The sequence below is a fragment of the Streptomyces sparsogenes subsp. cuspidosporus genome, from assembly GCF_039532705.1.
Classification (GTDB): Bacteria; Actinomycetota; Actinomycetes; order Streptomycetales; family Streptomycetaceae; genus Streptomyces; species Streptomyces sparsogenes.
Genome location: NZ_BAAASD010000007.1, coordinates 246,531 through 265,474, shown reverse-complemented (window position 1 = coordinate 265,474; position 18,944 = coordinate 246,531). Strand labels below are relative to the sequence as shown.

The following is an 18,944-nucleotide window of genomic DNA, read 5'->3' as shown; positions in this document are numbered from 1 at the left end:
CTTGCGGCGGTCAGCCGAGGGAGGACAAGGGCGCGGAGAACAGCACCCGTTCGGGGACGGCCCGCTCCTGCCATCGGCTGGACGTCGGGACCTGCCGACGCCCCTCTTCGGGGAAGACCGCGGCGCGGCTCACGCGCGCACCCGGGACGCCCCGGGGTACACGGCGGCCACGTTGTCCACGGGCTTCGGCCGGTGCTCGGCGCAGGGGCCCGCCGCGAAGGCGCGCAGCAGATTCCCGGTGGTGCGGCGGACGAACGCGGCGGTCCGCGCGTCCATGCCGTGGTCGCGCCCGTTCTCGCGGGTCCCCGCCATCAGCCCTTCCACCCACCGCATCGTCCCGGTGGCGAACACCCCCGCCCCGCTCGGCACGGTGTAGTACGCGGAGTCGGCGTGGCTGTGCCGGCCGTTGCAGACCAGGGGGGAGTGGGCGATGATCTCCAGCGGCTCCGGGGTGGGCTCGCCCGGGGTCACCCGGTCGTACTCCACCCCCACCAGGTGGGCGAAGGAGTCGCCCCGCCGCACCCCGGTGCCGGCGAAGAGCCAGTGGCCGGGGGTGTGCACGACGTACGGGGCGTCGGTCGGATAGCCCTCGTAGAAGACACCGGTCAGCGAGGACTCCGGGTCGGGGGCGGGCTGCTGCCGGAAGTCGGTGGTGACCAGGTCGCGGTGGTCGGCGAGATACGGGTCGTCGTGGTAGGCGGTCTTGTAGCAGACCACCGTGCGGTCCGCGCCGCCCGGGCCGCGCTCCAGCCTGATCCGGCGGAAGCAGGTGTTGGCGCCGAGGAAGGCCACGTTGGTCCCGGCGTCGCGGGCCCGGGTGACGTACCGGCGCTGCTGCGGCGTCCAGTACTCGTCGTGGCCGAGCGAGATCACCGCGGCCGCGTCGCGCAGCACCCCCGGCTCGCGGTGCACGTCCACCCCCGTGGTGTAGGCCAGCGGGATGCCGAGCCGTTCCGCGAGCACCACCAGCGCCCGCTCGTACACCAGGAACTTCACCGCGCCGTTGCCGTCGTACGGCCGGTCGAAGCCGACGGCCAGCGAGCGCGTCCCGTACGCCCCGTCCTGGCCCTGGTAGAGGCTGAAGCCGCCCCAGGTGTTGTACGCCTGCCAGGTGGCCACCGCGTGCATCAGCAGCGTCCGCCCCGCGGCCTCCTTCGAGCGGACGATCAGGGGGACGTACCGCTGTTGGCCGTGGTCCGCGTCCAGCCGCAGCAGATACGCGCCCTCCGGCCAGCCCTCGGCGCGCACCCGCAGGGTGCGCCGCCAGTCCGCCTGGACCGTCCGGGTCGCGTCGATCATCAGGGGAGGGTTCTGGCGGCGGCCCGGCACCCGGCCGGAGCGCCAGACCAGCCGCGCCTGCGCCCCGCCGTACCAGCCGACGCGGTACGCCGAGACGCGGAAGGCGGGCGCGGTGGTCGACACGTACAGCCCGAACTCCTCTCCGGGCACCACGCTCACCTTGTCGGTGTAGCCCTCCACCGCGTCCTGGGGCCCCACCGAGCGGATCCGCCAGTCCGCGTTGCCCGGCCTGCGCCGCTCCGTGTCCACGGCCCGCCGCGCGGCCCTGGAGGGGTGGGCCGGCGGGTCGTGCTCCCCGTGGCCGGAGGTGTCGCACCCGGCCACCGCCACCCCGGCGGCCCCGGCCCCGGCGGCCCCGACCGCCCCGAGGAAGCGCCGGCGCTCCAGGCCCGGCTGGTGGCCCTGCCGTCCCGCCTCGTCGTCCATCGCACCCGTCCCGGCCGTGCCCTGTCCCCCTGCGGCCATCCTGGGCGGGGGCACGCCGGCGGGCGACCGGGAGACACCCGAACCGGCGACGGCCCGGGCTCCCGCCGCCGCCCGCCGCCTCCCGCCGTCGCCCGACTGCGACGGTTCGAGGTGCGCGGGCGCGGCGCGGGCCGCAGCGTGGACACATGACCGAGAGCGAGAGCCCACGCGTCCACCGGCCACCGATCGTGGTGCTCGGTGTGCAGCCGAACGACCCTCCCTTCCGCATGGTCGAGGTCGCCGGGGAGCTGGTCGGCAAGGCGCACTCGGTCCTGGACGTGATCGAGATCGCCCGTCTGGTCGGCCTGGAGGACGCCGACCTCGACGACCCGGACGTGGTCCGCTGGGTGGGCGGCGACAAGTTCACCTGGACGCCGTGGTGGCCGGGCAGGGGCCCGCGGAAGCACCGGGAGCACGGACTCTGGAGGCACAGGGCCCACGGGCAGGCCGAGGAGGCGGGCGAAGAGGCGACGACGGAGGAGAAGGGCGGCCCGAACCCCGAGCCCGGCCCCGACACCGGCCCTCCCCACCTCTGACGCGGCGGGCTCAGCCCGTCACGTGGGTCACCCCGGGGCATGCGCACAGGCGTCCGAAGCGCCCGACTTATGATCCAAGCTGTGGACATCCCCGACAGACTCATCACTCTTCAGCAGAACGCCGACACCGAGTACGCCAAGCTCGCCGGGCTCCTCGGCGAGGAGCGCGAGGCCCAGTGGAAGCGCTGGTACGAGGCCGCCGTCGAGATCCAGGCCGCGGTGACCGCGCACGCCCAGGAGACCGGCACCCCGCGCAACCAGATCGAGGCCGCGGTGAAGAAGGTCGTACGCCACCCGCGACCCGAGGACGGCTGAGCGGCCGACCGGCCCCGCCCGGGGCGGACCAACCACCCGCGCTTCCCGGTCCGGGTGCATGGTTCGCCCACGGCAGGGCACACGGGGGCGGACCCGAGGGGGGAATCTCCCGAAGGAGCACCGTCGTGATCAAGAAGCTGCACGACATGGGCCTGCGCAGCGAGCACGCCTACACCGCCGCCGTCATCTCCATCGGTCTGTCGGTCGTCACCTGGTCCGCGTCCCTGCGCGTCGAGCCGGGCTCGGGGCTCGACCGCGCCGACCGGTGGGGCATCTTCGTCGGCGAATGGGCGCCCACGCTCTTCGGCCTCGGCGTCGCCCTGTCCCACTACGAGCAGGAAGAGGGAACCCTGATGGGCAAGGCCCACGCGGACGGTGAACGCCGGCGCCAGATGGCCGGCACCGCCTAGCGGCCACCCCGCGGACGGCCCGGATGCCGCAGACCGCGCAGACGCCGCGGCGCCGCAAACCGCGCCGCCGCGGCGAAAACGAATCAGCCGGTGCTGCGTTTCCGCAGATCACCGGCTGATCGTCAGAGGGTGAGTAACGGGACTCGAACCCGCGACATCCTGGACCACAACCAGGTGCTCTACCAGCTGAGCTATACCCACCATGACCGGCGCTTTCCGCACCGGCCGAGAAAAAGTGTACAGGGTCCTCGGGGGTGCTCGCTCCCGGCTTTCCGGGCCGGGAGCGAGGGGTCACGGCTGCCGGGCGGGAAGGACGTGCTTCGCCGCGATCGACTTGGCCGTGTCCGAGTCCGGGCCGGGCTGCGGGACGAAGACCGCCTCCCGGTAGTAGCGCAGCTCCGCGATGCTCTCGTGGATGTCCGCGAGGGCTCGGTGGTTGCCGTTCTTCTTGGGGCTGTTGAAGTAGGCCCGCGGGTACCAGCGGCGGGCCAGCTCCTTGATCGATGAGACGTCGACGATCCGGTAGTGGAGGTAGCTCTCGAGCTCGGGCATGTCCCGCAGGAGGAAGCCCCGGTCGGTGCCGACCGAGTTTCCGCACAGGGGCGCCTTGCCGGCCTCCGGGACGTGCTCGCGGACGTACGCCAGGACCTGCCGCTGGGCGTCCTCCAGCGTGGTCCCGCCGTCCAGCTCCGCGAGCAGTCCGGAGGCCGTGTGCATCTCGCGCACCACCTCGGGCATGGTGGTCAGCGCTTCGGCGGGCGGCCGGACAACGATGTCCACTCCGTCACCCAGGATGTTCAGCTCGGAGTCCGTGACCAGCGCGGCCACCTCGATAAGCGCGTCGTCCGACAGCGAGAGCCCGGTCATCTCGCAGTCGATCCACACCATGCGATCGTTCATACGTCTCACCCTACGGGGCGCTCCCGCTGGCCGGGCAGGGTCGGGCGGCCGGGCGCACGGCCGGTGGCCTGCTCGGGCAGGCGCGGGGCGTAGGCGTCCGACTCGGGCTTGCCCGGGTCCGCTCCGCTGTGCGGGTGCGGCGCGTGGTGCGGGTGGGCCAGGGGCGCGCCGGGCCGCCGCAGCGGCATGGAGTGCTCGCCCGGGCGCTGCTCGCCCAGCTCGGCCCGGTCGAGCCGCTCGCCCCGCTCCAGGCGGTCCAGCCGCTCGGAGCGCTCCGGGCGGTCCGCACGGTCCCCGGGGCCGCCCTGGGGCCTGCGGGCGCGGTACGCGGCCCGGTAGGCGGCCGGGGAGGACCCCAGCTGCCGCCGGAAGTGCCCGCGCAGCGCGACCGGGGAGCGGAAGCCGCAGCGGCCGGCGACCTCGTCGACGGAGTAGTCGGAGGTCTCCAGAAGGCGCTGCGCCTGGAGCACCCGCTGGGTGATCAGCCACTGGAGTGGAGCGCTCCCAGTGAGCGAGCGGAACCGGCGGTCGAAGGTGCGGCGGCTCATATAGGCCCGCGCGGCCAGGGCCTCGACGTCGAACTGCTCGTGCAGGTGCTCGAGCGCCCACGCCACGACCTCGGCGAGCGGATCCGCGCCGATCTCCTCAGGTAATGACCTGTCCAGGTAGCGCTCCTGTCCTCCGCTGCGGCGCGGCGGGACGACCAGGCGGCGGGCCAGGGCGCCCGCGGCGTCCGCGCCGTGGTCGGTGCGGACGATGTGCAGGCACAGGTCTATGCCCGCGGCGGTGCCCGCCGAGGTCAGGATGTCCCCGTCGTCCACGAACAGCTCGCGCGGGTCGACGTGGACGGACGGATAGCGCTTGGCGAGCGTCGGCGCGTACATCCAGTGGGTGGTCGCCGGGCGGCCGTCCAGCAGCCCCGCGGCGGCGAGTACGAAGGCCCCGGTGCACAGGCCCACGATCCGCGCGCCCTCCTCGTGCGCGCGGCGCAGCGCGTCGAGCGCCGCGGTCGGTGGCGGCTGGGTTATCGACCGCCAGGCCGGTACGACGACGGTGCCGGCCCGGGACAGCGCCTCCAGGCCGTATGGTGCGGTCAGTTCCAGTCCGCCGGTCGTTCGCAGTGGCACATCTTCGCCCGCGCACACCAGCAGTCGGTACCGCGGGACTCCGGCGTCCTGACGGTCGATGCCGAAGACGGAGAGCGGGATGGAGCTTTCGAAGATAGGGCCGCCGCTGAAGAGCAGCACCGCGACGATTTCTCGTCGCCGGCGTCCGGAGAGCTTGCGCGAGGTCTCCGGTACGGTCGTGGAGTCCTGGCTCATCGAACTAAGCCCCCCTCGGTGGTCGCGTCCTCTCGGTCCTGCACGTTTCCCCTCGGTCCTGAACGGTTCCCCCGCCGGTCATGGCCAAGATCGAATCTACTGTGTCGCGTGTGGTCGCCGTGACCAGTTCACCACCCGCCACTATGTCGACATGACAACTTGGCGGGAAGCATTCGATCACGAAGCGTTGCACTCGTGGGCCTCCCTGTGAAGTACGCCTAGCGCTCGAACCCACTTCGCGTAGGGGGTCCGGGCCGTCGATACCCCTTTCCGCGCTGGTCGGAGGGGGTTGGGCCCGGCGTTTGCCAAGGAAAGAACTCTGAGGCGAAGTTGGCCGAAAAGAAGTGGGCGCAGACGTGCGGAAGGGTCCTCCGCCGGGCGTACGACCCGCTCGGGGACCCTCAGCAGTGTGTGCCCGGAGCGCTACGGAGCGCGCCCTCAGCCCCGCCGGCCGCCCCTGTGCGCCCCGATTCCGGTGCGCCCATGTCGTCCACGATGTGGACTCACACCCGCCCCGGAGAGCCGCGCGGCGGCGCGCTCGGAGCGGCGCAGCAGCGTCCGGCTGACGGCGGTGACCGCGGCCAGCCCCAGGGCGGAGCCGGCGGCAGCGCCGAACGGCGAGCCGCACACCAGCAGCACCACGGGCACCAGGGCGCTGCTGAACGCGCCCCAGCGGGTCACCTCGTCGGCCGCCTCTCCCACCGGGGTCCGGGCGGGGTGGCCGTGGCCTTCGCGGGACGCGTCGTACTCGAGGGTCGCGGGCACGTATCTGCTCCTCGGAGGCGGCGGACGGGGGACCACGCGGCTTCTACAACGCCCCGCGGGCCGTGGGGTCACTGCCGACCGCCCGCCCGGTGGACGCGGCTCCGCCCGGCGTCCACCGGACGACCGCTCGAGGCTCACTCGGGCCCCGCCGGGGGAGCCGCACATCGGCACGGTCGGGACCACTTGGGGCATTGCGTTACGGGCCGCCCTCCGGCATGCTCCGTGGAACGCCTCGGGCGGTTCGCCGCCCAGGAGCTCTCTGGGCAGGAGGGGAGTGGCGCCGTACCCTTAGGGGTAAGGGCTTGGAAAGATGAATCCCGGACGGATTCGGTTCGTTCGATACGCTCCCCCGAGCGCCAGCGAGCTTGCGTCCCCTGACAACTCCAACCACGAGCCCCCGCCGTTCCCTCCTCACGAGGACTTCCTTCGCCGAGACACCGATGGCCGGTCACGACATCCCCGAACCCGCGGACCGCAAGCGGGTCGCCGATCACATGGCGCACCCCGAAGCGGCGGAAGAATCACGTCATTCCTGCGATCCGGCGTTCCAGCACGGCGTCGTGGTGGGATTCGACGGTTCGACATCGAGCGAGCGCGCCCTCGCGTACGCCATCGGCATGGCCCGGCGCTCCGGCTCCGGCCTGATCATCGTCCATGTGGCCAACCGGCTGCCGACGACCGTGTGGGCCGGGTGCGAGCCCCCGGTCTTCGTCGACGTGCCCGACCACCGCACCGAGGTGCTGGGCCTGGAGCTGGCCTGCGCCGACCATCTCGCCGAGGTGCCCTGGATCCTCGTGGAGCGGGGCGGGGACATCTGCCACGAGCTGGAGGAGGTCGGCCGCGAGTACGCGGCCGACGCGATCGTGGTCGGCTCCACGCACGGGCTGGTGGGGCGGATCTTCGGCTCGGTCGCGGGGCGGCTGGCGCGCCGGGCGCAGCGGCCCGTGGTGGTCATTCCCTGACGTCCCCGGGGCCCGGATCGGTTCCCGGGGGTTCGCGGTCGGTTCCCGGGCGCGCGTACGGGCGTCGGGAATCGGACATGCTCAACTCCCTTGGGAACCGGTCGAGATGGCGTCAAGTCCGGCTTGACATCGCCCGGCGGCGGGCGAATCTACCCGTGCGTAGAGGTGGATTGTGCGTTTGTGACGGGTAAAAACCGAACGATCGGGCGTGCGTCGCGTGCCGCCGATCGGGAGGTGACGGCTCCCGATCGGCGGCTCACCTGCCGGCGTGAGGGCGACGCCGGCACTGGGGAGGCGGCCCCCGCGTGCGTGGTGGCACACGCGGGGGACCGCCGAGCGCTCGGCCGCCGGGGCGGCCGGCCCCGAGGGCCGCTCAGCGAGGCCGGCCCTGAGGGCCGCTCGGCGAGGCCGGCCCTGAGGGCCGCTCAGCCCTACTCCACCGTCACGGACTTCGCCAGGTTGCGCGGCTTGTCGATGTCGCGGCCCAGCGCCAGCGCCGTGTGGTAGGCGAGGAGTTGCAGCGGGACGCCCATCAGGATCGGGTCCAGCTCCGGCTCGTTGCGCGGGACCACGATCGTGTGGTCCGCCTTCTCCTGCTCCTGGTGCGCCACGGCCAGGATCCGGCCGCTGCGGGCCTTGATCTCCTCCAGCGTCGCGCGGTTCTTCTCCAGCAGGTCGTCGTCCGGGAGCACGGCGACGGTCGGCACCTCGGGCTCGATGAGCGCCAGCGGGCCGTGCTTGAGTTCCGAGGCCGGATACGCCTCGGCGTGGACGTAGGAGACCTCCTTGAGCTTCAGGGACGCCTCACGGGCGACGGGGTAGCCGCGCACCCGGCCGATGAACATCATGCTCTTCGCGTTCGCGTACTCCGCCGCGAGCCTCTTGATCTCCTCCTCGCCGCGCAGCACCTCCGCGATCTGCTCGGGCAGCCGCCGCAGCCCGGCGATGATCCGCTTTCCGTCGGCGACCGACAGGTCCCGGATCCGGCCGAGGTGGAGGGCCAGCAGGGCGAAGGCCACGGCCGTGTTGGTGAAGCACTTGGTGGACACGACGCAGACCTCGGGGCCCGCGTGGACGTACACCCCGCCGTCCGTCTCCCGGGCGATCGCGCTGCCGACCACGTTGACGACGCCCAGGACGCGCGCGCCCTTGCGCTTGAGCTCCTGGACGGCGGCCAGGGTGTCGTACGTCTCCCCGGACTGGCTGACCGCGATGTAGAGGGTGTCCGGGTCGACGACCGGGTTGCGGTAGCGGAACTCGCTGGCCGGCTCGGCGTCCGCCGGGATCCGGGCCAGCTCCTCGATCAGCTGGGCGCCGATCAGGCCCGTGTGGTAGGCCGAGCCGCAGCCGAGGATCTTCACCCGGCGCACCCCGCGCGCCTCGCGGGCGTCCAGGTTGAGCCCGCCGAGGCGGACGGTGGCGAAGCGGTCGTCGATGCGCCCGCGCAGCACCCGGTCCACGGCGTCGACCTGCTCGTGGATCTCCTTGTGCATATACGTGTCGTGGCCGCCCATGTCGTACGACTCGGCCTCCCACTCCACGGTGGTCGGCGTGGCCGAGGTGCGGGAGCCCTCGGTGGTGTAGGTGCGGAAGTCGTCGGCCTTGAGGGTGGCCATCTCGCCGTCGTCGAGGGTGACCACCTGGCGGGTGTGGCTCACCAGCGCGGCGACGTCCGAGGCGACGAACATCTCCTTCTCGCCGATGCCCAGCACCACGGGGGAGCCGTTGCGGGCGACGACGATCCGGTCGGGGAAGTCCGCGTGCAGCACGGCGATGCCGTACGTGCCCTCGACCAGGGCGAGGGCCTGGCGGACCTTCTCCTCCAGCGTGGCGGCCTGCGAGCGGCCGATCAGGTGGGCCAGGGTCTCGGAGTCGGTCTCGGAGGCCAGCTCGACCCCGTCGGCGGCGAGCTTGGCGCGCAGCTCGGCGGCGTTGTCGATGATGCCGTTGTGGACGATCGCGACCTTGCCGTCCGCGTCCAGGTGCGGATGCGCGTTGGTGTCGTTGGGCGCGCCGTGGGTGGCCCAGCGGGTGTGCGCGATGCCGACGGTGCCCGCGAAGCGCTTGGGGAGCCTGGCCTCCAGATCCCGCACCCGGCCCTTGGCCTTGGCGGTCTTCAGACCGGTCGGGTGCGTCGCTTGCCCCGATTTGGCGGGCTTGGCGTGGATCGCGATACCGGCCGAGTCATAGCCGCGGTACTCCAGGCGCTGCAGCCCCTCCAGCAGCAGCGGCGCCACATCGCGCTTCCCGATATATCCGACGATTCCGCACATGGTGTCAAACCCTCCCTGACGCGTCGCTCATGGGTGCCCGGCTCAGCCGTAGACGATGCGCCGCAGCTGGCGCAGCGAGAGCTCCGGCGGAGCCACCGCGCGGTGCGGCAGCTCGGCCGTGATCCGCTCGAAGATGTCCGGGTTCGTCAGCCCGCCGGACTGCAGCTCGCGGTGGCGGCGGCGGACGTATTCCTCGGTCGTCTCGTCGAAGTACGCCAGCACGTCCAGCACCACCCGGGCGGCCTCGCCGCGGCTGAGCGGCGTGCTGCGCACCAGGTGGTCGATGAGGTCATCGTGGGACATACGGCGATCGAGCACCCGTAGATACTGCGGGGAGTCGTCCCGTTTCGCAAGAATCCTGCCCGATATCGGGCAGGGAGGTTCCGATACCGGGCAGGGAGGGGTGTTGGGTGCGGGGTGTTGGGTGAGGCAGGGGCGCCCCCGGGTCAGCCGGCGAGCCCCAGCTCGCGGGCGATCAGCATCCGCTGGACCTCGCTGGTGCCCTCGCCGATCTCCAGGATCTTGGAGTCCCGCCACATCCGGGCCACCGGGTACTCGTTCATGAAGCCGTATCCGCCGTGGACCTGCGTGGCCTCCCGCGCGTTGGTCACCGCGACCTCGGAGGAGTAGAGCTTGGCGATCGACGCCTCCTTCTTGAACGGCTCGCCGCGCACCAGCCGCGAGGCCGCGTCCCGCCACGCCACCCGGGCCAGGTGCGCCCGGGTCTCCATGTCCGCGATCTTGAACTGGATGGCCTGGTTGGCGCCGATGGGGCGGCCGAACGCCTCGCGGGTCTTCGCGTACGCCACCGACTCGTCCGCGCAGCCCTGGGCCAGGCCGGTGGCCATCGCGGAGATCGCCACCCTGCCCTCGTCCAGGATCCGCAGGAACTGGGCGTAGCCACGGCCCTTCTCGCCGAGCAGATGATCCGCCGGGACCCGGCAGTCGGAGAAGGACAGCTCGCGGGTGTCCGACGCGTTCCACCCCACCTTGGAGTAGGGGGCCGCGACGGTCAGCCCGGGGGTGCCCGAGGGCACGATGATCGTGGAGATCTCGGGGCCGCCGTCGGGCTTGCGGCCGGTGACGGCCGTGACCGTGATCAGCGCGGTGATGTCGGTGCCGGAGTTGGTGATGAAGCACTTGGTGCCGTTGATCACCCACTCGCCCGTGGCCTCGTCCAGCCGGGCGGTGGTGCGGGTGGCGCCCGCGTCCGAGCCGCCGCCGGGCTCCGTCAGGCCGAACGCGCCCAGGGACTCGCCCGAGCACAGGGCGGGCAGCCAGCGGCGCTTCTGCTCCTCCGTGCCGTAACGGAAGATCGGCATCGCGCCCAGCGACACCCCGGCCTCCAGGGTGACCGCCACGGAGGAGTCCACCCGGGCCAGCTCCTCGATGGCCAGACAGAGCGCGAAGTAGTCGCCGCCCATGCCGCCGTACTCCTCGGGGAACGGCAGCCCGAACAGGCCCATCCGGCCCATCTCGCGGACGATCTCGTACGGGAACTCGTGCTGCTCCCAGTACTCCCCGATCTTCGGGGCCACCACGTCGTGCGCGAACGCCTCGACGGTACGGCGCAGTTCCTCGTGCTCGGGAGAGAGGCGGTGGTCGGTCGACATGGCTCAGATCTCCTTCGGGGCAAGCGCGCGGACGGTACGGGACGGGCTGGGCCGGCCCAGGTGACGGGCCATCCACTCACTGGTCGCGGCGAGCCGGCGCAGATCCACCCCGGTCTCGATGCCGAGGCCGTCGAGCATCCACACCAGGTCCTCGGTGGCCAGGTTGCCGGTGGCGCTCTTCGCGTACGGGCAGCCGCCGAGGCCGCCGGCGGAGGCGTCGACACAGGTGACGCCGTACTGGAGCGCCGTGAGGGTGTTGGCGAGCGCCTGGCCGTAGGTGTCGTGGAAGTGGACCGCCAGCCTGTTCGCCGGGACGCCCGCCTCGCTCAGGGCGGACAGCAGCTCCAGCACATGGCCGGGGGTGGCCACGCCGATGGTGTCGCCCAGGCTCAGCTCCGCGCACCCCATGTCCATGAGGTGGCGGGCGACCGAGACCGTCTGGGAGACGGGGACCGCGCCCTCCCACGGGTCGCCGAAGCACATCGACAGATAGCCGCGCACCGCGGCGCCCGCCGCGCGGGCCTCGGCGACGACGGGCTCGAACATCTCCAGCACCTCGTCGACCGAGCGGTTCAGATTGGCCCGGGCGAAGGACTCGGTGACGCTGGCGAAGACGGCGACGTCCCGAGCCCCGAGCGCCAGCGCGCGCTCCAGCCCGCGCTTGTTGGGCACCAGCACGGGCAGCCGGGCCGGGGTGCCCTCCAGCAGGGGCATCAGCTCCTCGGCGTCGGCCAGCTGGGGCACCCACTTGGGGTGGACGAAGCTCGTCGCCTCGACGGTGGTCAGCCCCGCCTCGACCAGCCGCCGGATGAACTCGGCCTTCACCGCCACCGGGACGAACGTCTTCTCGTTCTGCAGGCCGTCCCGGGGGCCCACTTCATGGATGCGGACCCGGGCGGGCAGCCCGGGGGCCTGGAAGGTCATGGGAAGGGTGTCGGGAAGGGCCATCACGCACGCTCCTCGGTCTCGCGCGGGGTGACGACCGCCAGCAGCTGGTCCATGGCGACCGTGCTGCCGGGGGCCACGTCGAGCTCGGTGACGGTGCCGTCGTGCGGGGCGGAGATGACGTGTTCCATCTTCATGGCCTCGACCACCACCAGGCCCTGCCCGGCGGTGACCTCGTCGCCGACGGCGGCCTTCACCACCGTGACCGTGCCGGGCATCGGCGCGGTCAGCTCCCCGGCGTGGGTGCCGGCCGCCCCGCCGCGCAGCGCCGCCTCCACCGGGTCGTGGTCGGCCACCTGCCAGGCGTCGCCGTCCCGGCCCAGCCAGTGGCCGGCGCCGTGCGCGGCGTACGCGAAGGTGTGGGTGACGCCGCCCCAGTCCAGCACGGCCCGCGCACCCCCGCCCCCGGAGGGGAGGCCCCCCGGCCCGCCTGCCGGGCCGGTTGCCGGCCCGCTCGCGGGCGGCACCGTCAGCCGCGCCCGGACGATCCGGGGCTCGGCGTCCTCGCCGCCCCCGTCGCCCGGCGCGCCGCCCGGAGTGCTCCGCGCGGCGGTGGAGCCCTGGACCGGTGCCGGGGCGGCCGCGCCGCCGGCGTCGGCCTCCTCCACCCACACCTCCGCGTCATGGGCCCGGCCGCGCACCCGGACGGTCACCGGGGCGTGGCCGGGGACGCGCAGATGGTGGACGGTCCAGGCGGGCTCGCCGCCCAGCCGCCAGCCGGTCGGCACGGAGAACGGATCCACCCAGCCGCCCGGGCCGCCGGACCCGCCCGGCTCCAGCGCGGCCTGGCGCAGCAGGGCCGCCGCCGCGTACACCTCGTCCGGGACGGCGGCGGGCACCAGCGCGGCGGCCTCGCGGTCGACGAGACCGGTGTCCAGGTCGCCGGAGACCACGGCCGGGTGGGCGGCGAGGCGGCGCAGAAAGCCGGTGTTGGTGTCCAGGCCGAGGACGGTGGTGCGGGCCAGCGCGGCGCGCAGCCGGCGCAGGGCGGTGGGGCGGTCGGGGCCGTGGGCGACGACCTTGGCGAGCATCGGGTCGTAGACGGTGCCGACCTCGGTGCCGACGGTCAGCCCGGAGTCGACCCGCACCCCCTCCCCGTCCGGCTCGGACAGCGCGAGCACCGTGCCCGCCGAGGGGAGGAAGTCGACGGTGCCGCCGCTGACCCGGGCGGTCTCCGCGCAGAGGCGGGCCTCGACGGCATGGCCGGTGAGGGCGATGTCGTCCTGGCCGAAGGGCAGGTGCTCACCGGCCGCGATCCGCAGCTGCCACTCCACCAGGTCCAGCCGGCCCCGGTCCTTGACGGACACGGCCAGCTCGGTCACCGGGTGCTCGACCTGGAGGCGGGTGTTCATCTCCATGAAGCAGTACGCCGCCGGGTCGTCGCCCGGGACGATGAACTCCACCGTGCCGGCGCCCACATAGCCGCAGGAGCGCGCGGCCTGCACGGCGGCCTCGCCCATCAGCGCCCTGGTGGCCGGGTCCAGCAGGGGGCTGGGCGCCTCCTCGATGATCTTCTGGTGGCGGCGCTGGAGCGAGCACTCGCGCTCGCCGAGGTGGAGGACCTGACCATGGCCGTCGGCCAGCACCTGGATCTCGATGTGCCGGGGGCGGTCGATCCAGCGCTCGACCAGCAGCGTGTCATCGCCGAACGCGCCCCGGGCCTCGCGTCGCGCGGCCGCGATCTCGTCGGCGAGCCGCGCCTCCTCCCGCACCAGCCGCATGCCCTTGCCGCCGCCGCCCGCCGAGGGCTTGAGCAGCACGGGCATGCCGATCTCGCGGGCGGCGTCGATGAGCTGGGTATCGGTCAGGGCGCTGCCGACGGAACCGGGCACCACCGGCACACCGGCCGCCCGCACACTCTCCTTGGCGCGGATCTTGTCGCCCATCAGCTCGATGGCCCCGGCGGGCGGGCCGATGAAGACGAGCCCGGCGCCGGCGCAGGCGCGCGCGAACGCCGCGTTCTCCGCGAGGAAGCCGTAGCCGGGGTGCACGGCCTGGGCTCCCGCGCGGTCGGCCGCGTCCAGCAGCCGCTTGAGCGACAGATAGCTCTCGGCGGGACTCGCCGGGCCGAGCCGGACCGCCGTGTCCGCCTCGCGCACATGCAGCGCGTCCGCGTCGGCGTCGCTGAACACGGCGACCGAGCGCACACCGAGCCGCCGCAGTGTGCGGATCACCCGGACGGCGATCTCCCCGCGGTTGGCCACCAGGACTGTCTCGAACATCGGGCTCACACTCTTCAGCTCCACGGTCCCTCACATCCGGAAGACGCCGAAGCCGGGCGTCACGGGATCCTGGCCGGGCTTGCCGGGAAGCGGCGCGTTGGCACAGGCGGTGAGGGCCAGGCCCAGCACCGAGCGGGTCTCCAGGGGGTCGATCACGCCGTCGTCCCACAGCCGCGCCGTGGCGTAGTAGGCGTTTCCCTGGGTCTCGTACTGCTCGCGGATCGGCGCCCGGAAGGCCTCCTCCTCGTCCGCCGGCCACTCCTCGCCGCGCGCCTCCAGCTGGTCGCGCTTGACGGTCGCGAGCACGGAGGCCGCCTGCTCGCCGCCCATCACGGAGATCTTCGCGTTGGGCCACATCCACAGGAAGCGCGGCGAATAGGCGCGCCCGCACATCGAGTAGTTGCCCGCGCCGTACGAGCCGCCGACGACCACCGTCAGCTTCGGCACCCGGGCGCAGGCCACGGCGGTGACCATCTTGGCGCCGTGCTTGGCGATGCCGCCCGCCTCATAGCTGCGGCCGACCATGAAGCCCGAGATGTTCTGCAGGAACACCAGGGGGATGCCGCGCTGGTCGCACAGCTCGATGAAATGGGCGCCCTTCTGGGCCGACTCGGAGAACAGGATGCCGTTGTTGGCGACGATGCCCACCGGGTGGCCCATGATGTGCGCGAACCCCGTCACCAGGGTGGTGCCGAACTCGGCCTTGAACTCGGCGAACCGCGAGCCGTCCACGATGCGCGCGATCACCTCCCGCACGTCGTACGGGGTGCGGGAGTCGACCGGCACCGCCCCGTAGAGCCCCGCCGGGTCCACCGCGGGCTCCTCCGAGCGCCGCACCGGCCACGGCGGCGACCCGCCGCCCGGCAGGGACGGGGGGAGGGTGGAGACGATCGTGCGGACGATGCGCAGCGCGTGGGCGTCGTCCTCCGCGAGATGGTCGGTGACCCCGGAGACCTTGGAGTGGACCTCGCCGCCGCCCAGCTCCTCGGCCGTGACGACCTCTCCCGTCGCCGCCTTCACCAGCGGCGGCCCGCCCAGAAAGATCGTGCCCTGCCCGCGCACGATGACCGCCTCGTCGCTCATCGCCGGGACGTACGCCCCGCCCGCCGTGCAGGACCCGAGGACCGCCGCGATCTGCGGGATCCCGGCGCCCGACATCCGCGCCTGGTTGTAGAAGATCCGCCCGAAGTGGTCCCGGTCGGGGAAGACCTCGTCCTGCATGGGCAGGAAGGCGCCCCCGGAGTCGACCAGATACACGCACGGCAGGCGGTTCTCCAGCGCGACCTCCTGGGCGCGCAGATGCTTCTTGACCGTCATCGGGTAGTACGTGCCGCCCTTGACGGTGGCGTCATTGGCGATCACGACCACCTCGCGGCCCGCCACCCGCCCGATCCCCGCGATCACGCCCGCCGCCGGGGCCTGCCCCCCGTACATCCCGTCGGCGGCCAGCGGGGCCAGCTCCAGGAACGGCGAGCCCGCGTCCAGCAGGGTGTCGACCCGGTCGCGGGGCAGCAGCTTGCCGCGCGCGGTGTGCCGCGCCCGCGCCTTCTCGCCGCCGCCCAGCCGCGCCTCGGCCAGCTTCTCGCGCAGCCGCGCGGCCAGCTCGCGGTGCGCGGCCTCGTTGGCCGACCAGGCGTCGGACGCCGGATCGGCGGCGCTGCCCAACACCGGTGCCTGCTCCATGGCTACGGGCCCCCTTGCCTCGTGCGGTCTGTCTCGTGCGGTCTGCCACATGCGGTCTGCCACATGCGGTCTGCCACGTGCGGTCCATCTCGTACGGTCTGTCTCGTACGGTTGTCCCGCGCGGTTAATGAGCGTTAACCCATCCACCAGGTTAACGACCACTAACGCCGCTGTCTAGAATTCCTTCCATGAGCACGCAAGCCCCTGCCCCCACCCGCCGCGAGCAGATTCTGAAGGAGGCGGCGCGCCTGTTCGCCGAGCGCGGCTTCCACGGCGTCGGCGTCGACGAGATAGGCGCGGCGGTCGGCATCAGCGGACCGGGCCTCTACCGCCACTTCGCCGGCAAGGAGGCCATGCTCGCGGAGCTGCTGGTCGGCATCAGCGGCCGGCTCCTGGCGGGCGGCAAGCAGCGCGCCGCCGAGGTCCCGGAGGGGGAGCGGGATCCGGCCGCCGTGCTGGACTCGCTGGTCCGGGGCCACATCGACTTCGCCCTCGACGACCGCCCGCTGATCGTCCTCCACGACCGCGAGCTGGACCGGCTCCGGGACACCGACCGCAAGCTGGTGCGCTCGCTCCAGCGGCAGTACGTCGAGCTGTGGGTCCAGGTGGTGTGCGAGGTCCACCCCCGGCTCTCCGAGGCCGAGGCGCGGGCGTGCGTCCACGCCGTCTTCGGGCTGCTCAACTCCACCCCCCACCTCAGCCGCCCCGGCGCCCTCCCGGCCCGCGCGGCCACCGCCGAGCTGCTGCACCGCCTGGCGCTCGGCGCCTTCCGCGCCGCCGCTGACGGGAGCGGGCCGGCGTCCGGGGAGGGCGGGAGCGGGGTCTGAGGCGGTGGGTCGCGCCGGGTCGGGCGCGGTGGCTTCGTGCGGGTCTGGACAGGCCTGCCGACTGGCCGGTAGCTTTCGCTGAGCAAGCGCTTAGCCAGCCGACCGAGGAGGCCGCCGCAGATGCGTCGCACGGTGTTCAACGAGGACCACGAGGCGTTCCGGGAGACCATCCGCGACTTCATCGCCGCCGAGGTCGTCCCCTACTACGAGGAGTGGCGCGAGGCCGGCCAGGCCCCCCGCGAGTTCTACAAGAAACTCGGCGAGCTGGGGATCTTCGGCATCGAGGTGCCCGAGGAGTACGGCGGCGCGGGCGAGACCAGCTTCAAGTTCAACGCGATCATCACCGAGGAGACCGCCCGGGCCGGCGTCAGCTTCGGCGGCAGCAGCGTGCACACCGCGCTGTGCCTGCCCTATCTGCTCAAGTACGCCACCGAGGAGCAGAAGCGGCGCTGGCTGCCCCCGTTCGTCTCCGGCGACATGATGACCGCCATCGCCATGACCGAGCCGGGCACCGGCTCCGACCTGGCGGGCATGAAGACCACCGCCAAGCTGTCCGAGGACGGCACCCACTACGTGCTCAACGGCGCCAAGACCTTCATCACCGGCGGCGTGCTCGCCGACCGCGTCCTGGTCTGCGCCCGCACCGCCCCCGCCACCCCCGAGGACCGCCGCGGCGGCATATCCATCCTCGTCGTCGACACCAGGAGCGAGGGCTACGCGGTCGGCCGCAAGCTGGAGAAGCTGGGCCTGAAGACCTCCGACACCGCCGAGCTGTCCTTCACCGACGTCAAGGTGCCGGTGGAGGACCTGCTGGGCGAGGAGGGCCGGGCCTTCGAATACCTCACCCACAACCTTCCCCAGGAGCGCCTGGGCATCGCCGTCGGCGCGTACGCGCAGGCCGCGGCGGCCGTCGAGTTCGCCAAGGCCTATGTCACGGACCGGACGATCTTCGGCAAGTCGGTGGCGTCCTTCCAGAACACCAAGTTCACGCTCGCCGACTGCAAGGCCGAGGTGGACGCGATGCAGGCGGTCGTCGACCGGGCCCTGGAGGCGCACGACGCGGGCGAGCTCACCGCCGCCGATGCCGCCTCCGCGAAGCTCTTCACCACCGAGCGCGCGGCCGTCGTGATCGACAAGTGCCTGCAGCTGCACGGCGGCTACGGCTACATGATGGAGTACCCCATCGCCCGCCTGTACGCGGACACCCGCGTCACCCGCATCTACGGCGGCACCAGCGAGGTCATGCGGTCCATCGTCGCGAAGTCGATGGGCCTGTGAGACCGGCCCGCCCGGCCCCTCGTGGCAACAGCGCCGCAATACGGGTCTGCGACACTCCTTAAACCATGAACGACGCACCACACGGCGCACCACACGGCGCACCGCACGACGACGCGCCCCAGGGCCTGCCCGGTCTCCTCGACCTGCTCGACCTGGAACGGATAGACCTGGACATCTTCCGAGGCACCAGCAGCGCGGCACCCCTGGTGCCGCGCGTCTTCGGCGGCCAGGTCGCCGCCCAGGCCCTGGTCGCGGCCGGCCGCACCGTCCCGGCCGACCGCCCGGCGCACTCCCTGCACTCCTACTTCCTGCGCCCCGGCGATCCCGCCGCGCCCATCGTCTACACCGTGGACCGCATCCGCGACGGCTTCTCCTTCACCACCCGCCGGGTGGTGGCCGTCCAGCACGGCCAGCCGATCTTCCACCTCTCGGCGTCCTTCCAGCGTCACGAGGAGGGCCTGGAGCACCAGGAGCCCATGCCCGCCGTACCCGACCCGCTCTCCCTGCCCAGCGGCGAGGAACTGCTGCCCCGATACGCCCACCTGTTCAGCGACCCGAGCGTGGTCGAGCGGATGCTGGAGGCGCGCGCCGCGATCGACCTGCGGTACGTGGACGCCCCGCCGTACGCCAGCGTCGGGCGGCCCCGCGAGCCGAAGTCACAGGTTTGGTTCCGGACGAACGGCAAACTGGACGGCGCCGCCGACGACCCCCTCACACACCTCTGCCTGGCCACCTATGTCTCCGACATGACCCTGCTGGACTCGATCCTCCTCGCCCACGGCCGCGGCGGCTGGGCCGTCGGCGACATCGTCGGCGCCAGCCTGGACCACGCCATGTGGTTCCACCGCCCCTTCCGCGCGGACGAGTGGCTGCTGTACGACCAGGAGAGCCCCTCCGCGTCCGGCGGCCGGGGCCTGGCCAAGGGCCGTATCTTCACGGCCGACGGACAACTGGCGGTCTCGGTGATCCAGGAAGGCGTCATGCGCGTCCCGCGCCCCTCTTTTTAGGGCTCGGTTCACCTCCGGGGCGCCTCAGCCGCTGTCGACGGTCGACCGTGCTCGGCCCCTCGTTCCTCGGGGCCTCCGCGCGCTCTCCCTTTCGACAGCGTCGCGCCCCTTCGGCTCACTCG

The 18,944-nt window shown here is 72.7% G+C and carries 17 protein-coding genes, 1 tRNA gene and 1 pseudogene; 7 read left to right on the top strand and 12 right to left on the bottom strand.

What is annotated here, in order from left to right; genetic code table 11:
• Nucleotides 1-10: 10 nt before the first annotated feature.
• Both ABFY07_RS12250 and ABFY07_RS12245 read right to left on the bottom strand, forming a co-directional pair.
• Complete coding sequence (locus ABFY07_RS12250) at nt 11-133, bottom strand: hypothetical protein (RefSeq protein WP_346174506.1); 123 nt, start codon at nt 131-133, stop codon at nt 11-13.
• A complete protein-coding gene (locus tag ABFY07_RS12245) occupies nt 130-1,725 on the bottom strand; it encodes a N,N-dimethylformamidase beta subunit family domain-containing protein (protein ID WP_346174505.1) in 1,596 nt (531 codons plus the stop codon). The genes ABFY07_RS12250 and ABFY07_RS12245 overlap by 4 nt, the downstream gene beginning before the upstream one ends.
• Before the next feature lie 185 nt (nt 1,726-1,910).
• Here ABFY07_RS12245 and ABFY07_RS12240 point away from each other — a divergent pair.
• The 3 genes and pseudogenes from ABFY07_RS12240 to ABFY07_RS12230 form a co-directional block, all read left to right on the top strand.
• Nucleotides 1,911-2,141 (top strand): annotated as a pseudogene (locus ABFY07_RS12240) (hypothetical protein); the annotation flags it as partial.
• A gap of 240 nt (nt 2,142-2,381) precedes the next feature.
• Complete coding sequence (locus tag ABFY07_RS12235; protein ID WP_346174504.1) at nt 2,382-2,615, top strand: hypothetical protein; 234 nt, start codon at nt 2,382-2,384, stop codon at nt 2,613-2,615.
• A gap of 125 nt (nt 2,616-2,740) precedes the next feature.
• The gene (locus ABFY07_RS12230) at nt 2,741-3,025 is read left to right on the top strand and encodes a hypothetical protein (protein WP_346174503.1); all 285 of its coding nucleotides are present in this window, start codon (nt 2,741-2,743) and stop codon (nt 3,023-3,025) included.
• Nucleotides 3,026-3,153: 128 nt separating this feature from the next.
• Here ABFY07_RS12230 and ABFY07_RS12225 read toward each other — a convergent pair.
• From ABFY07_RS12225 to ABFY07_RS12210, 4 genes are all read right to left on the bottom strand, one after another.
• Nucleotides 3,154-3,226: transfer RNA gene (locus ABFY07_RS12225), tRNA-His, on the bottom strand.
• Between the two features lie 90 nt (nt 3,227-3,316).
• The gene (gene orn, locus ABFY07_RS12220; protein ID WP_065959617.1) at nt 3,317-3,925 is read right to left on the bottom strand and encodes an oligoribonuclease; all 609 of its coding nucleotides are present in this window, start codon (nt 3,923-3,925) and stop codon (nt 3,317-3,319) included.
• 5 nt (nt 3,926-3,930) lie between these two features.
• Nucleotides 3,931-5,247 (bottom strand): helix-turn-helix domain-containing protein, encoded by a 1,317-nt coding sequence (locus ABFY07_RS12215; protein WP_346174502.1) that lies wholly within the window; start codon nt 5,245-5,247, stop codon nt 3,931-3,933.
• 438 nt (nt 5,248-5,685) lie between these two features.
• The gene (locus ABFY07_RS12210; RefSeq protein ID WP_245737919.1) at nt 5,686-6,012 is read right to left on the bottom strand and encodes a hypothetical protein; all 327 of its coding nucleotides are present in this window, start codon (nt 6,010-6,012) and stop codon (nt 5,686-5,688) included.
• Between the two features lie 440 nt (nt 6,013-6,452).
• Here ABFY07_RS12210 and ABFY07_RS12205 point away from each other — a divergent pair, with 440 nt between their 5' ends.
• Nucleotides 6,453-6,974 (top strand): universal stress protein, encoded by a 522-nt coding sequence (locus ABFY07_RS12205; RefSeq protein ID WP_346174501.1) that lies wholly within the window; start codon nt 6,453-6,455, stop codon nt 6,972-6,974.
• A 431-nt stretch (nt 6,975-7,405) separates the two neighbouring features.
• Here ABFY07_RS12205 and glmS read toward each other — a convergent pair whose 3' ends face one another.
• The 6 genes from glmS to ABFY07_RS12175 all read right to left on the bottom strand — a co-directional run bounded on the left by glmS (nt 7,406) and on the right by ABFY07_RS12175 (nt 15,710).
• Nucleotides 7,406-9,247 (bottom strand): glutamine--fructose-6-phosphate transaminase (isomerizing), encoded by a 1,842-nt coding sequence (gene glmS, locus ABFY07_RS12200; RefSeq protein WP_346174500.1) that lies wholly within the window; start codon nt 9,245-9,247, stop codon nt 7,406-7,408.
• Between the two features lie 42 nt (nt 9,248-9,289).
• The gene (locus ABFY07_RS12195) at nt 9,290-9,565 is read right to left on the bottom strand and encodes a hypothetical protein (RefSeq protein ID WP_065959607.1); all 276 of its coding nucleotides are present in this window, start codon (nt 9,563-9,565) and stop codon (nt 9,290-9,292) included.
• 128 nt (nt 9,566-9,693) lie between these two features.
• Nucleotides 9,694-10,860 carry an acyl-CoA dehydrogenase family protein gene (locus ABFY07_RS12190; protein WP_346174499.1) on the bottom strand — a complete coding sequence of 389 codons (1,167 nt, stop codon included), beginning with the start codon at nt 10,858-10,860 and terminating at the stop codon, nt 9,694-9,696.
• A gap of 3 nt (nt 10,861-10,863) precedes the next feature.
• Nucleotides 10,864-11,808, bottom strand: coding sequence for a hydroxymethylglutaryl-CoA lyase (locus ABFY07_RS12185; RefSeq protein WP_346174498.1), 945 nt, complete (start codon nt 11,806-11,808; stop codon nt 10,864-10,866).
• Nucleotides 11,808-14,027, bottom strand: a complete 2,220-nt coding sequence (locus ABFY07_RS12180) for an acetyl/propionyl/methylcrotonyl-CoA carboxylase subunit alpha (protein WP_346174497.1) — start codon at nt 14,025-14,027, stop codon at nt 11,808-11,810. The genes ABFY07_RS12185 and ABFY07_RS12180 overlap by 1 nt, the downstream gene beginning before the upstream one ends.
• A gap of 30 nt (nt 14,028-14,057) precedes the next feature.
• Nucleotides 14,058-15,710 (bottom strand): carboxyl transferase domain-containing protein, encoded by a 1,653-nt coding sequence (locus tag ABFY07_RS12175; RefSeq protein WP_346174496.1) that lies wholly within the window; start codon nt 15,708-15,710, stop codon nt 14,058-14,060.
• A gap of 188 nt (nt 15,711-15,898) precedes the next feature.
• Between ABFY07_RS12175 and ABFY07_RS12170 the strand changes: the two genes are divergently transcribed.
• The 3 genes from ABFY07_RS12170 to ABFY07_RS12160 all read left to right on the top strand — a co-directional run bounded on the left by ABFY07_RS12170 (nt 15,899) and on the right by ABFY07_RS12160 (nt 18,822).
• Entirely contained in the window at nt 15,899-16,537 is a 639-nt protein-coding gene (locus ABFY07_RS12170) for an SACE_7040 family transcriptional regulator (protein WP_346174495.1), read from the top strand.
• A 120-nt stretch (nt 16,538-16,657) separates the two neighbouring features.
• Nucleotides 16,658-17,815 (top strand): acyl-CoA dehydrogenase family protein, encoded by a 1,158-nt coding sequence (locus ABFY07_RS12165; RefSeq protein WP_346174494.1) that lies wholly within the window; start codon nt 16,658-16,660, stop codon nt 17,813-17,815.
• A gap of 65 nt (nt 17,816-17,880) precedes the next feature.
• Nucleotides 17,881-18,822, top strand: coding sequence for an acyl-CoA thioesterase (locus ABFY07_RS12160; protein WP_346174493.1), 942 nt, complete (start codon nt 17,881-17,883; stop codon nt 18,820-18,822).
• Nucleotides 18,823-18,944: the final 122 nt, after the last annotated feature.

Bases quoted from the DNA above. Each gene is read 5' to 3' on its own strand.
- ABFY07_RS12245 (WP_346174505.1), bottom strand. From the start codon at position 1,725: ATGGACGACGAGGCGGGACGGCAGGGCCACCAGCCGGGCCTGGAGCGC.
- orn (WP_065959617.1), bottom strand. From the start codon at position 3,925: ATGAACGATCGCATGGTGTGGATCGACTGCGAGATGACCGGGCTCTCG.
- ABFY07_RS12215 (WP_346174502.1), bottom strand. From the start codon at position 5,247: ATGAGCCAGGACTCCACGACCGTACCGGAGACCTCGCGCAAGCTCTCC.
- ABFY07_RS12205 (WP_346174501.1), top strand. From the start codon at position 6,453: ATGGCCGGTCACGACATCCCCGAACCCGCGGACCGCAAGCGGGTCGCC.
- glmS (WP_346174500.1), bottom strand. From the start codon at position 9,247: ATGTGCGGAATCGTCGGATATATCGGGAAGCGCGATGTGGCGCCGCTG.
- ABFY07_RS12190 (WP_346174499.1), bottom strand. From the start codon at position 10,860: ATGTCGACCGACCACCGCCTCTCTCCCGAGCACGAGGAACTGCGCCGT.
- ABFY07_RS12185 (WP_346174498.1), bottom strand. From the start codon at position 11,808: ATGGCCCTTCCCGACACCCTTCCCATGACCTTCCAGGCCCCCGGGCTG.
- ABFY07_RS12180 (WP_346174497.1), bottom strand. From the start codon at position 14,027: ATGTTCGAGACAGTCCTGGTGGCCAACCGCGGGGAGATCGCCGTCCGG.
- ABFY07_RS12175 (WP_346174496.1), bottom strand. From the start codon at position 15,710: ATGGAGCAGGCACCGGTGTTGGGCAGCGCCGCCGATCCGGCGTCCGAC.
- ABFY07_RS12170 (WP_346174495.1), top strand. From the start codon at position 15,899: ATGAGCACGCAAGCCCCTGCCCCCACCCGCCGCGAGCAGATTCTGAAG.
- ABFY07_RS12165 (WP_346174494.1), top strand. From the start codon at position 16,658: ATGCGTCGCACGGTGTTCAACGAGGACCACGAGGCGTTCCGGGAGACC.
- ABFY07_RS12160 (WP_346174493.1), top strand. From the start codon at position 17,881: ATGAACGACGCACCACACGGCGCACCACACGGCGCACCGCACGACGAC.